The sequence below is a fragment of the Ruthenibacterium sp. genome (assembly GCF_017421385.1).
Classification (GTDB): Bacteria; Bacillota; Clostridia; order Oscillospirales; family Ruminococcaceae; genus Ruthenibacterium; species Ruthenibacterium lactatiformans.
Genome location: NZ_JAFOIN010000083.1, coordinates 1 through 12,432 on the forward strand (window position 1 = coordinate 1; position 12,432 = coordinate 12,432).

A 12,432-nucleotide genomic window follows, 5' to 3' on the forward strand; every position below is an offset into this window, starting at 1 on the left:
GCCGGACCCCGCGGCAGCCATGTGCCTGCCGCGGCGTCGGAGATACATATCTGCCCCGAATGCGGCGGCCCCGTGGAGCATGAGGGAGGCTGTGTCATCTGCCGCAACTGCGGTTTCTCCAAATGCGGATAAAGCTGCGTCGGCATAAGGCGGCAAACACATCCCCAATATTTTGTGGGTGAGCCCGTGAGAAAAAGATTTGAAGCCCCATCTCTAGAAAATATATATTTTCATGCGGCAGCTTCAAATATATATGCGCCCAAACTGCATACTTCAAAACAAAAGTACATGCCATGCTTCGCTTCGCGCCGGGATCCGGCGCGGAGCGTTTTTCAACACGGACAAGGAAAACTTTCAACATTTCAACCGAGTTTTACACCGAGTATAGCGGGTTTTCCACAGCTTTTGTTGAAAACCCTGTGGAAAGCGTTGAAAAGGGCGTAAAATAGGCCCCGGTTTTCCACAATATTCCGCGAATGTTACAGTTTGTACATAACTAATTGTTGAATACTGAAAGAGGTTTTGATACAATATCTTTATATCGCCGCCGGTTTTTTCCGCCCGCGGCGGATTCAACAAAAAGCAATATCCGCCCGCGGCGCGGGCGGTGGAGAAAGGAACCAAACGTTTCATGAAATGGGTCTATAAGCTCGAACGGAAATTCGGCCGCATCTGCATTCCCCATCTGATGCTGGTCATCATCGCGGGGCAGGCCATGGTGTATCTGGCCAATCTGCTCAACCCAGACATCCTGCTGCTCAGCCGTTTTTCGCTGAACTGGGCCGCCGTGATGCACGGCGAGGTGTGGCGGCTGCTCACCTTTGTGTTCATTCCCCAGAGCACCAGCCCGCTGGGCCTTGTGCTGACGCTTTATTTCTACTATCTCATCGGCAACACACTGGAAAATACCTGGGGCGATTTCCAGTTCAACGTCTATTACTTGTGCGGCATGCTCGGGGCCATCTTGGCGGCTGCGCTCACAGGTTACGGCACCAGCTACTACATCAACCTGTCGCTGTTTTTTGCTTTTGCCATGCTCTACCCTGATTTTCAGGTGCTGCTGTTCTTCATCATCCCCATTAAGATGAAGTATATGGCCCTGTTTTCGGGCGCGCTGTGTCTCATCGACCTGCTGATGGGAGGCTGGAGCACCCGGGCGGCGGTGCTGCTCTCGCTGGCAAACTTTCTTCTGTTTTTCGGCGGGGATTTCTTCCGCACGGTCAAGCAGGAGATCAAATACCATAAGACGCGCCGTACCTGGCAGAACCAGAACCGCAGCAACTGGCGCTGACACGGGGAATTTGTGCCTGCACCCGCGCGGCAGTGGATTTTTCGTGCGATCTGTGCTAAAATGAAAGTAAGCAGAAGGCGCACCCCGCGCCCTGTAATGTTTAGGGGGTATTGTTATGAAAATGATCACCGCGATCGTCAACAAGGAAGACGCAAATGCTGTTTGTAACGCACTGACGAAGGGCGGCTTTTCGGTAACAAAGCTGTCCACTACGGGCGGTTTCCTGATGGCGGGCAACATGACGCTGCTCATCGGCACCGACGATGAAAAGGTGGATAAGTGCATTGAGCTGATCGCCTCCTGCTCCAAGCAGCGCAAAGAGGTGGTGCCCAGCACCGCCAGCTACGGCATCGGTGTCACGACGGCCTATCCGCTGGAAGTGACTGTGGGCGGCGCGACGGTGTTCGTCACCAACGTGGAACGCTTTGAAAAGCTGTAATGGCTGCGCTGGATTCCCTGCTCGGAAATGAAACACTCAAGGAAAGCCTCTCGGCCGCGCTTGCGGCCGGGCGGCTTTCTCATAGTATCCTGCTTTGCGGCGAGGCAGGCACAGGCGCGGGCTTTGCCGCGCGCTGCCTGGCCGCGGATTACCTTTACCCAAACGGCGGCGCCTCCGCCGCTCAGGTTTTGGCGGGTCAAAGCCCGGAATACCTGCTGCTGGCGGGCGAAGGCGTTTCCGGGGATATCCGCGTGGACCGTGTCCGCGAGGTGCGGCGGGAGATATTCAACACCGCGCTCTCCGCTGGAGGACGCGCCGTGCACATCAAAGGCGCGGACAAGCTGAACGGCGCCAGTGCCAACGCCTTGCTGAAGGTGCTGGAGGAGCCGCCTGAGGGTGTGCTGTTTATCCTGACGGCGCCCAGCGAGGCGAACGTGATGGCCACCATCCGCAGCCGCTGCTGCGCCTATTCCCTGGCCCCCGTGGCCGAGGAGGTGTGCGCGGCGTATCTGAAGAAGCACTTTCCAAAGGAGCCTGAGGCCGCTCGGTATGCGGCGCTGTTCGGTGGGAAGATCGGCAGTGCGAAGCGCTGCCTGGAGGACGCGGCCGGGCGGACGCTTTTGCTGGACGCGCTGAAGCTGGCGGGCCTGGCCGAAAAACAGGACGTTTACGGCGCATTGGCGCTGCTTTCCAAATATGAAAAAGACCGCGCGGGCACACAGGCGCTTCTTGGCCTGCTGCTGAACGTGTGCAGTGCTTCACTGCGGGGCAGCGAGGCGGCCCAAAGCCCTGTAAGCCCGGCCCGCGCCGCGCGCTGCGCAGGGGAAGCCGGAAAAACGGCCCGGCTGCTGGCAGGCAATGTCAGCGGTAAGCTGGCGCTCACCTGCCTTGCCGCGCGCCTGACGGCATGAGCCTGCGCTTTGGGCGGGAGGGCTTTGCCGGCGGGCGGAGACTTTGCGCGGATATTTCTTCCCCGCGCCCCCACTCTCTTGATAAAACGCCGCTTCAAATGCCGCGGGCGGCGGAACTGACACCCATTGCAGCGGCGGCGAAAGGAAAGAAGCTATGACAAAAGTGATCGGCGTCCGCTTCAAAGCGAACGGCAAATCCTACTATTTCAGCCCCGGCGAGCTGGAACTCCAACAGGGGGACCACGTTATCGTGGAAACGGCCCGGGGAACAGAGTGCGGCGAGGTAGCAAAAGGCCCTCATGACGTGCCGGATTCCAGCATCGTCAAGCCGCTCAAGACGGTCACGCGCATGGCGGACGCCGTGGATGTGCGCCGCATGCAGCAGAACCGCGCGGACGAAAAACGCGCCTTTTCGGTGTGCGAGGAGCGCATTGCCAAGCACAAGCTGGACATGAAGCTGGTGGATGTGGAGTATACGCTGGACCGCAACAAGATCCTGTTCTACTTTACGGCCGACGGGCGCATCGACTTCCGTGACCTTGTCAAGGACCTTGCCGGTGTGTTTCGCACGCGCATCGAGCTGCGGCAGATCGGCGTACGGGACGAGAGCAAAATGCTGGGCGGCTTGGGTATTTGCGGCCAGCCGTTCTGCTGCAGCCGTTTTCTGCGGGATTTCCAGCCGGTGTCCATCAAAATGGCTAAGGAACAGGGACTCTCGCTCAATCCGGCCAAGATCAGCGGCAGCTGCGGCCGCCTGATGTGCTGTCTTGCCTACGAGCAGCCGGCATATGAGTATCTGAACAGGATCACTCCGGGCGTGGGGAGCATTGTCAAAACGCCTGAGGGAGTGGGCGCCGTGGTGGAGACCAATGTCATCTCCGGTACCCTGCGCGTGCGGATGGACCCCCCAGCCACCGGCTTCAAAACGTTCCACAAGGACGAATGCCAGTATCTGCGCGGCGGCAAGCGCGCACCCATCGCGCCGGACCCGGAGCCGGAAGAGATCACCGAATGAACGCTTTTGCCCCGCGTAGGTTTGCGTCTGCCGGGCCGTGCGGGGAAAAGCTGTTTCCCGGCGTGTAAAAAGTGCGTGAAAGTGGCCCTGCGCCCCTTGAAAAATCCGCATTTTATGTTAAAATGAGAACACATGGAGGCACAGCCTCTGGCGGCTGCATGCGCTGACCCGCGCCGCTCGCGCACGCTGCCGTAAAAAATTCGATCGCGCGGAGAAGAGGATGGATACTTATGGCTTACAAAATTTCTGACGACTGCATCGCTTGCGGCACCTGCGCTGGCGTGTGCCCGGTTTCTGCGATTTCCGAGGGCGACGGCAAGTATGTCATCGACGCGGACGCCTGCCTGGATTGCGGCACCTGCGCCGGCGAATGCCCGGTTTCCGCTATTTCCGAGGGTTGATTTCCCGGGAAAAGCAGAGCAAAGCAACAAAGAGGCGGGCACCGTGCGTGCCCGCCTTGCTTTTTCCTTATTCAGGCGATTTCGGCCTCTGCATCCGCGAGGGGCCTGAATTTTTGATTTGAGCGGCCTCCTCTACTTGGGCGTGCCGCTGAAACCGATTCGAAAGGAGCCTCCGCCTTTGCAGCAGGAACACCTTGCCAACGGCACACCCGTTTTCATCACGCAAAGCCACCGTTTTGGCCAGGATGCACTGCTGCTGGCTCACTTTTGCCGCGTGCGCCGCGCCGAGGCTGTGTGCGATCTGGGCACCGGCTGCGGGGTCATTCCCCTGCGCTGGCACGACAGAGGGCACCGCGGCCCATGCCTTGCGCTGGATATCGCGCCCGGCGCCGTAGCGCAGCTGCACGCGGCGGTGCAGGCTGCGGAGGCCTGGCATATCACGCCGGTCACAGCAGATCTGCGGGACCTTGCAGGCCTGCACCCATATGCCCAGAGCCGCGATGTCGTGGCCTGCAACCCGCCCTATTTTACAGGTGGGCGCGTCAGTCCGGACGCGGCGCGGGCGGGTGCGCGCCATGAGCTTTCCTGCACGATGCCCGATGTATGCGCGGCTGCGGGTCTGCTGCTGAAAGACGGCGGCAGGCTGTGTGTGTGCCAGCGTCCGGAACGCCTGGCGGACGTGCTGTGCGCAATGCGCGGCGCGCGCATTGAACCCAAGCGTCTGCAATTTGTTATGGCCCGGCCTGAAAAAGCGCCCTGGCTGGTGCTGGTGGAAGGCCAGAAAAACCGCGCGCCGGGCCTGCGCGTGCCGGCCCCGCTCGTTACCGCGCGGGCAGACGGCCGCCCCAGCGCGGCCATGCTGGAAATTTACGGAACAGAACCGAAAAAGGAGGCCCCATGAGCGGCACTTTGTATATCGTGGCAACGCCCATCGGCAATTTGGGCGACCTTACCCCACGCGCGGCGGAAACCTTTGCAAAAGCGGATTTTATTGCCGCCGAAGACACCCGTGTGACGCTGAAGCTGCTGAACCACCTGGGCCTGAAAAAGCCGATGGTGAGCTATTATGAGCACAATCTGAAAGAGCGGGGCGGTTATATTCTGGACCGCATCGAGGCCGGGGAATCCTGCGCGCTGTGCAGCGACGCGGGTATGCCCGCCGTTTCCGACCCCGGGGAGGTCATCGTGCGGGACGCACACGCCCGGGGCATTCCCGTAGTGCCCGTGCCCGCGGCCAGCGCCGCTGTCACGGCGCTGTGCGTTTCCGGGCAGCCGACGGGTCGGTTTGTGTTCGAAGGTTTTCTGCCTACCAACCGCCGTCAGAAAAAGGAGCGGCTGGCCGCACTGCAAAACGAGGAGCGCACCGTGATTTTTTACGAGGCACCGCATAAACTGCCCACGACTTTACAAGACTTGGAGCAGGCGTTCGGACCGGAGCGGAGCCTGACCATCTGCCGGGAGCTGACAAAGCTGCACGAGGAGATCCGTGTCACCACCGTGGGGGACGCCAGCGCTTACTATAAAGAAAACCCGCCCAGGGGCGAGTTTGTGCTGGTGATGGCCGGCGCACAGCCATGCCCTGCGCAGGAACTGACGCTGGACGACGCCGTCGGCCTGGCGCGAAAACAGATGGCCGCGGGCCAGAGCGCCACGGCGGCGGCAAAATATGCCGCTGCGCACAGTGCATTTTCCAAGAGCGAAATTTACCGCCGCTGCCTGGAGTAAGGCGCGGCCTGAAAGGCGGAAAGCATATGAAGCTGCTGGTCGTTTCCGACGTCCACGGAGATTTGGACGCGCTGGAACGCGCGGTGGATGCCGAAGCGGATGCAGACGCCGTTATTTTTTTGGGAGACGGTCTGCGGGAAGCGGAGAACCTGCAGGATATGCGCCCGGAGCTGAAGATTTACAGCGTGCGGGGCAACTGCGATTATGCCTCCTTTGCCCCGCCGGACGGGCTGGCCGCTTTCGGCGGTGTGTTATTTTATTATACACATGGTAATTTATATAATGTAAAAAACGAACTGGATACACTTGCTGATGCGGCACGTGCACGCGGTGCGGACGCAGCGCTTTATGGACATACCCACTGTGCTGGCTGCGAGGAGCGGAGCGGTGTGGTGCTTTTCAACCCCGGCGCGCTTTCCCGGGTGCAGGGGCGCGGCAGCTATGGTGTGGTCATGGTGGAAAACGGCGCGCCGCGTTTTGAGCACAGACGGGTTTGATACGCGCCTGTCCCGAGATAAAGGAGAGCGGCAACTGTAAAAACCGCCGCCCGCGCAGCCCTCATAAGAGGGAATCCGCGGGCGGCGGTTTTTTGATTGTTCCGTAATGCTTACCCGGTTGGACGCGGGACGGCATGCAAGGCCTGAAAAAACGACCTCGATGACCGTGGCGGGATGTACGATCAGAGCAGATAGCGAAAAATTTCATCCCGCTGCTCGTATTCACACAGCACAGAAAGGCCGAAGCAGAATACACGCTGTGCTTCCGACAACGGGCTTGGCAGCGGCGCGTCCTCCAATGCACAGCGCGCCAGCGCATCCCGCTGGGCCGGGGTGAGCAGAGCTTCCGCTTCCTCAAACGTCATAGCCATATATGCTCATCCTTTCCGGCAGCGTTCAGTCGGCGAACAGCGGTGTGGAAAGATAGCGGTCGCCGGTGTCGGGCAGCAGTGCCACGATGGTCTTGCCCGCGTTTTCCGGCCGTTTGGCCAGCTGAATGGCGGTCCAGACAGCCGCGCCCGAGGAGATGCCCACCAGCACGCCCTCCAGACGGCCCACCAGACGGCCTGCGGAAAAGGCGTCCTCATTCTCCACGGGTATGACCTCGTCATAAATATGAGTGTCCAGAACTTCGGGCACAAAACCTGCGCCGATGCCCTGGATCTTGTGCGGCCCGGCTGTGCCCTTGCTCAGCACCGGAGAGGCCGCAGGCTCCACGGCTATTACGCGGATGGCAGGGTCCTGCGCCTTGAGATAAGCGCCCACGCCGGTGACGGTGCCGCCCGTGCCCACGCCTGCGATAAAGATATCGACCTTGCCGTCGGTATCGGCCCAAATTTCCGGCCCCGTGGTGGCTTTGTGTACAGCGGGGTTGGCCGGGTTGACGAACTGCCCGGGGATAAAACTGTCCGGAATCTCTTTGGCCAGATCTTCCGCCTTGGCGATGGCGCCTTTCATGCCCAACGCACCCTCGGTGAGCACCAGCTCTGCACCGTAAGCCTTCATCAGCTGGCGGCGCTCAACGCTCATGGTGTCAGGCATGACGATGATGATTCGGTAACCCCGCGCGGCTGCCACAGAGGCAAGGCCGATGCCGGTGTTGCCGGAGGTGGGTTCGATAATGACGGAACCGGGCTTCAGCAGGCCGCGGGCTTCCCCGTCGTCGATCATGGCTTTGGCGATGCGGTCTTTCACGGAACCGGCCGGGTTAAAATATTCCAGCTTGGCAAGGATGCGGGCCTTCAGCCTGTGTTCCCGTTCAATGTGGGACAGCTCCAACAGCGGTGTTGCCCCGATCAGCTGGTCAGCGGATGTATAGATACGGCTCATAAAAATTTCCTCCCTGAATGATGTGCTTGTATGTTCCGGCAAAGCCGGGCGGAAAGGGCTGTCAGCAACAGCGCCAGCACAGGCACAGCCGCCCCGGCGGCTGTGTGCGGAAAGGATCTGAGGTGTGAGGCTTCATAAATACCAACCTTTCAGATAGGTTTATAGGGATTATAACCCGAACCGGTCCGCTTGTCAAGGAGAAAGCAGGAAGTTTTTGCCGAGGTCTGCAGTTGAATTCCTATTAACCCAACAGTATAATAGGTTTATATGTGGAAATCTAAAAAATAGCTTTTGGTGGGTCTTGGACTATATGGGCAGTCCTCGGCCATTGAGATAAGTTTTTTATTGCAGAGAAATAAAAAAAACAGGGTTTGAACTTTTGCTATCGAAAAGTTTTAAAACATAAATACCCTTGCAAATACTGGTTTTTGTGTATCAAGACACTTAAAATTACAATGACTTTGGCACTTTGGCGTCCCCGGAGTTGCCCGAATTTCTTAGGGCAATAAAAAGCACCAACTTTAAATTTATCGAGGAGGCGAACAATGATTAAAGTAATAAAAAAAGCGTTTGTTGTCATTGGGAAAGAGGGTTCAACGCTAGACGGCGCGGGCTTTATTCAGAAATTGTGGGATGATGCAAACGGTCACTTCAGTGAAGTAGCACATCTGGCGAAGAAAGATACAAACGGAAATATTGTGGGAATATGGGGGGCCATGTCCGATGGTTCTCACACATTTAATGCCTGGGAAGATGGCTTTAGCAAAGGCTTGTATCTGGCGGGAGTGGAATGTGTTGATAATGCAGAAGCACCGGCTGGATGGACAAAATGGATAATACCAGGTTATGAGTATATAGTTGTTGAAAACCATAATGGAGCGTTTGAAGATACCATTAAACAAATGAATGAGGAAGGTATGTCGCTGGTCGGAGCAGTTCACGACTATACCGATCCAGCAACGGGAAAGGGTTATATGTATTTTCCGATAAGAGAAATTTAATAAATTTGTATTTGTATAAGGATTTAGGATATTCTCAGTAAGCAAAAATTATCCCTACTGTCATAGATGAAAACGAGTGATTTTTACGGGAAGGGTGCCCCTTTCCACTGCTTGCTACGGGATTTTTCGCAAAGGAACAGAAAGGAAATGATAATCTCAAGGCAGGCTCTTTTCTTTGGAATATTGCGCAGCTAAATGGCGTTTTCAGGGGGACATGTATAAGCATTTTACCCCATCGGTTTTATTGCCGGTACTGTTTTTATGGCAAGGCTTTTGAACTTCGAATGCGTAACCATAATGGTGTACAAAGTTATCCTAAATTGCCTTTGCAGGCGTAATTGCATCCCTGTGCCTGTTCTGTATTATCTTAGCTGTAGTGTTAAAATGGTATCCAACTCTACAAAACCAACCTATACGGCGATGTGAGAAGGTACAAGCGGAAATGGGAAAACGGTTGAAAATGCAGGCAGTTTCCGCACCTCAATAAAACTCGCAAGATGTTATAAGGCAATTTCCGTCTATACAATCCATAAAAAATAGCCGCAGGCTGTTTTTAGGCTTTTCGGGACGTCCCCGGCCCGCGGTCAGTAAGATAAGCTTTTTATTGCGGAGCAATAAAAAGGCCGCGGGAAAGGGCCCGCGGCAGAGGAAACAAAAAGAAACGGAGGAACGGCTGTATGATGGTGTCCACCAAGGGGCGCTATGCGCTGCGTGTTATGATTGACCTGGCCGAGCACCAGGCAGAGGGATATATCCCTCTCAAAGCTATTGCCCGGCGTCAGGATATCTCGGAAAAATATCTGGAGAGCATTCTCAAAAGTCTGGTGCAGAGCCAGTTTCTGACAGGCGTGCGCGGAAAGGGCGGGGGCTACCGGCTGACAAGGCCGCCCGAGCAGTATACCGTGGGAAGCATTCTGCGGCTTACGGAGGGCAGCCTGGCCCCCGTGGCCTGCCTGGAACAGGAGCCGGTGGAATGTCCGCGCAGGGCCGAATGCCGCACGCTGCCCATGTGGCGGAAGCTGAACGCGCTGGTGCAGGATTATCTGGACGGCGTCACGCTGGCAGATCTGACAGCCGAGGCCCAGTCCGCCGACCATTATGTGATTTGACTCGGCTCCGTTCAGGCATAGCGGTATTTTCCCCTTTTTCGCCACAGAAACCAGGCGCTCACCGCCAGAGCCAGAAGTTCGGCCACAACGATGGCGAGCCAGATGCCGTCCGTCCCCATGAGAGCGGGCAGCACCAGAACCACGGCTGTCTGGAACACCAGCGTGCGCAGGAACGAGATAACGGCGGAAACAAAGCCGTCGTTCAGCGCTGTAAAGAAGCCGGAGCTGAAAATGTTGAAGCCTGTGAGCAGGAACGAAAGCGAATACAAACGAAAGCCGCGGCAGGTCATCGCCAGCAGCGCCGCATCATAGCCCACGAATATCTTTGTCAGCGGAAGAGCCAGTGCCTCGGCGGCTACAGTCAGTGCCACTCCGGCCGCGCCCACCAGCAGCAGGCTTTTGCGGAACAGGCTTTTCAGCTCCGTGCTGTTCCCCGCTCCATGATGGTATCCCACCACGGGCGCGCTGCCGATGGAATAACCGATGAAAATGGCAATGAAAATAAAGTTGACGTACATGATGACGCCATAGGCGGCAATGCCGTCCTCCCCCGCCAGCTGCATGAGCTGAAAATTGTACAGCACTGTCACCAGTGAAGAAGAGAGGTTGGTCATCAGCTCCGACGAGCCATTGGTGCAGGCTTTCAGCAATGCACGGCTGTCCAGCTTCGTTTTTCCAAGCCGCAAAAGGCTGCGGTTGGGCCGGGCAAAATACAGCAGCGGTACGCCGCCGCCCACAAACTGGCTGGCGGCCGTGGCAATGGCAGCGCCCGCCACGCCCCAGCGGAACACGGCGATGAACAAAAAGTCCAGTATGATATTGGTAAGCCCCGCGGCCACGGTAACGCCCAGGCCAAAATGGGGCTTTTCTGCTGTGATGAGAAAGCTCTGGAACACATTTTGCAGCATGAACATCGTCTGGCCCGCCAGCAGGATTCCGCCGTAAACGACGCAGTCCTCCAGCATGGCACCCTGTGCGCCCAAAAGCACGGCGATGGGGCGCAGGAACAGCAGCCCCAGCACGGAAAAAACGATGCCTCCGCCGATGGTCACATAGACAAGCATGGAAAAGTAACGCTGGGCCCGGCCGCTGTCCCCTTCACCAAGGGTACGGGCCACAAGAGCGCTGCCGCCGGTGCCGATCATGAAGCCAAGCGCGCCTAGGATCATCAGCAGAGGGAAAATCAGGTTCACGGCCGCAAAAGCCGTTTTGCCCACAAAATTGCTCACAAACAGGCCGTCCACAACGCCGTAAACGGAGGTAAAGATCATCATGACGATGGACGGCGCCACAAAGCGCAGCAGCTTTCCCGTGGTGAAGTGGTCGGATAATTGGATCCTCATAGTATGCTACTCCTTGAAACGGTTGGGATAAATGTGCCGCGCGCATGTCCGCGCGGCAGAAAAATTGCGCCCGGATTTCCAAAACCGAGCGCACTCGTCATCTTCTCCGGCTACATGGCTGCGGCCATACGCCCTCCGATGGGATATGGAAATTTACAGGATGCGCCCGGCCTCTGCCCGCAGGCGGGCAAGATAGGCGTGCGTCAGACGCAGAAGGGCCTGCTGGTCCTCCTGCGGCATGCCGGAAAACGCGCGTTCCTCCATGGCGGCCACAGGGGCGGCCTTTTCTTCCACCAGCCTGCGGCCCTCCGGCGTCAGGCAGATGTGCATGTCTCTGCCCCGTCCGGGCTGAAGATACAGATAGCCATCCTGTTCCAGCCTGCGGATGGAGGAATTGATGGTCTGCTTGCTGATGTAGGACAGATCGCAGATATCCCGCTGCAGGCAGCCGTCGCCCAGAAGATAAAGCGCATACAGAATGATGGAGGCGCTGTCGGAAAGCCCCTGCCGCAGTGCAAGATTGTGGTAAAGATCGTCCAGCTCTTTGTAAAGCCGGTTGAATTCCCGTATTCCGGGGCCCTGTCCCATATGCATGCCTCCCATATCCGATTTCGGACTCAATGCGTTTATTATAGTCCGATTTCATACTTAAGTCAAGGCTCTCAAGCAAAAAGGGATAAAAACAGTCGGCGCAGCTACTATTTTTTACGCGCATCCGGGCACTTTGTGCCCGGGCGCCTGAGATCTTAAGGCCGTGGGACGGAGGGCCCACATGGCCGCTTTTTATAGCTTGCTGTGCAAAGCTATAAAAAAGCAGCCGGCCGGAAGATCCGGCCGGCTGTTCTGGCGCAGCGGGAGGGATTCGAACCCTCGTGCGATTGCTCGCAAACTGATTTCGAGTCCTGCGCCGAAAAGGCTCTTGCGGAACAGGGCGGGTCAAAGCTGGTCAGTTTGTCCCCGGATTTTCGGCGGCGTCAAGCCGTTTTCGAGGGGCCAAAGCCCGCAAAAATGGCTTTGGTACGAATCAAACCGGCATCCCCCGTTTTGGCCCCGTTTGGCAAGTTTTTTTGGAAAAATGCAAGATTTCATGCAAGATAATTGGGGGCTGATTTCGCTGATGAACACTGGGTTTGTGCTGCCCGGCCGGAAAACGGATTTCTCTAAATGCAAGATTTTAGGCCGATTTTGTGTATTATCTTTCGAACATTCAACAATTTGTATAGTTTTGGCGGAAAACACGGTGGTTCTCCGGGTCCAAATTCAAAACAAAGGAGAACCGAAAAAATGAAGAAAACGAATCTTTTTCAGGACGCCCTGGAGCGGCAAATTCAGGACCTGCTGGCGCCCTATCCCGACCCCATGGGCCGCACC

15 protein-coding genes are annotated in these 12,432 nt (G+C 57.1%); 11 read left to right on the forward strand and 4 right to left on the reverse strand.

The features are described from left to right. Positions 1-631 precede the first annotated feature (631 nt). The 8 genes from IIY41_RS10095 to IIY41_RS10130 all read left to right on the forward strand — a co-directional run bounded on the left by IIY41_RS10095 (position 632) and on the right by IIY41_RS10130 (position 6,279). Entirely contained in the window at positions 632-1,291 is a 660-nt protein-coding gene (locus tag IIY41_RS10095) for a rhomboid family intramembrane serine protease (RefSeq protein ID WP_009323026.1), read from the forward strand. Positions 1,292-1,406: 115 nt separating this feature from the next. Further along, a complete protein-coding gene (locus IIY41_RS10100; protein WP_055080351.1) occupies positions 1,407-1,730 on the forward strand; it encodes a cyclic-di-AMP receptor in 324 nt (107 codons plus the stop codon). Continuing rightward, on the forward strand, positions 1,730-2,641 hold the full coding sequence (locus tag IIY41_RS10105; protein ID WP_009323024.1) for a DNA polymerase III delta subunit-related protein: 912 nt from the start codon (positions 1,730-1,732) through the stop codon (positions 2,639-2,641). The genes IIY41_RS10100 and IIY41_RS10105 overlap by 1 nt, the downstream gene beginning before the upstream one ends. A 154-nt stretch (positions 2,642-2,795) precedes the next feature. Continuing rightward, positions 2,796-3,656 carry a PSP1 domain-containing protein gene (locus tag IIY41_RS10110; protein WP_009323023.1) on the forward strand — a complete coding sequence of 287 codons (861 nt, stop codon included), beginning with the start codon at positions 2,796-2,798 and terminating at the stop codon, positions 3,654-3,656. Between the two features lie 230 nt (positions 3,657-3,886). Continuing rightward, positions 3,887-4,057 (forward strand): 4Fe-4S ferredoxin, encoded by a 171-nt coding sequence (gene fdxA / locus IIY41_RS10115; RefSeq protein WP_009323022.1) that lies wholly within the window; start codon positions 3,887-3,889, stop codon positions 4,055-4,057. A 178-nt stretch (positions 4,058-4,235) separates the two neighbouring features. Continuing rightward, positions 4,236-4,958 (forward strand): tRNA1(Val) (adenine(37)-N6)-methyltransferase, encoded by a 723-nt coding sequence (locus IIY41_RS10120; protein ID WP_009323021.1) that lies wholly within the window; start codon positions 4,236-4,238, stop codon positions 4,956-4,958. Further along, positions 4,955-5,782, forward strand: a complete 828-nt coding sequence (gene rsmI, locus IIY41_RS10125) for a 16S rRNA (cytidine(1402)-2'-O)-methyltransferase (protein ID WP_009323020.1) — start codon at positions 4,955-4,957, stop codon at positions 5,780-5,782. The genes IIY41_RS10120 and rsmI overlap by 4 nt, the downstream gene beginning before the upstream one ends. Before the next feature lie 26 nt (positions 5,783-5,808). Further along, the gene (locus tag IIY41_RS10130; RefSeq protein ID WP_058723293.1) at positions 5,809-6,279 is read left to right on the forward strand and encodes a metallophosphoesterase family protein; all 471 of its coding nucleotides are present in this window, start codon (positions 5,809-5,811) and stop codon (positions 6,277-6,279) included. A 182-nt stretch (positions 6,280-6,461) separates the two neighbouring features. On the opposite strand, the gene IIY41_RS10135 is transcribed toward IIY41_RS10130, so the two are convergent. Both IIY41_RS10135 and cysK read right to left on the reverse strand, forming a co-directional pair. Further along, complete coding sequence (locus tag IIY41_RS10135) at positions 6,462-6,650, reverse strand: hypothetical protein (RefSeq protein WP_009323018.1); 189 nt, start codon at positions 6,648-6,650, stop codon at positions 6,462-6,464. Positions 6,651-6,675: 25 nt separating this feature from the next. After that, positions 6,676-7,608 carry a cysteine synthase A gene (gene cysK, locus IIY41_RS10140; RefSeq protein ID WP_009323017.1) on the reverse strand — a complete coding sequence of 311 codons (933 nt, stop codon included), beginning with the start codon at positions 7,606-7,608 and terminating at the stop codon, positions 6,676-6,678. A 545-nt stretch (positions 7,609-8,153) separates the two neighbouring features. Between cysK and IIY41_RS10145 the strand changes: the two genes are divergently transcribed. Both IIY41_RS10145 and IIY41_RS10150 read left to right on the forward strand, forming a co-directional pair. Beyond that, complete coding sequence (locus IIY41_RS10145) at positions 8,154-8,609, forward strand: GyrI-like domain-containing protein (RefSeq protein ID WP_119981149.1); 456 nt, start codon at positions 8,154-8,156, stop codon at positions 8,607-8,609. Positions 8,610-9,286: 677 nt separating this feature from the next. After that, on the forward strand, positions 9,287-9,718 hold the full coding sequence (locus IIY41_RS10150; protein ID WP_009323014.1) for an RrF2 family transcriptional regulator: 432 nt from the start codon (positions 9,287-9,289) through the stop codon (positions 9,716-9,718). 11 nt (positions 9,719-9,729) lie between these two features. Here the strand turns inward: IIY41_RS10150 and IIY41_RS10155 are convergent, their stop codons facing one another. Together IIY41_RS10155 and IIY41_RS10160 are read right to left on the reverse strand one after the other, a co-directional pair. Beyond that, the gene (locus IIY41_RS10155) at positions 9,730-11,061 is read right to left on the reverse strand and encodes an MATE family efflux transporter (RefSeq protein ID WP_009323013.1); all 1,332 of its coding nucleotides are present in this window, start codon (positions 11,059-11,061) and stop codon (positions 9,730-9,732) included. 153 nt (positions 11,062-11,214) lie between these two features. After that, entirely contained in the window at positions 11,215-11,649 is a 435-nt protein-coding gene (locus IIY41_RS10160) for a MarR family winged helix-turn-helix transcriptional regulator (RefSeq protein ID WP_009323012.1), read from the reverse strand. A gap of 576 nt (positions 11,650-12,225) precedes the next feature. Here IIY41_RS10160 and IIY41_RS10165 point away from each other — a divergent pair. Next, positions 12,226-12,432: hypothetical protein (locus IIY41_RS10165; protein ID WP_287400602.1), on the forward strand; the 207-nt coding region annotated here is incomplete at its 3' end.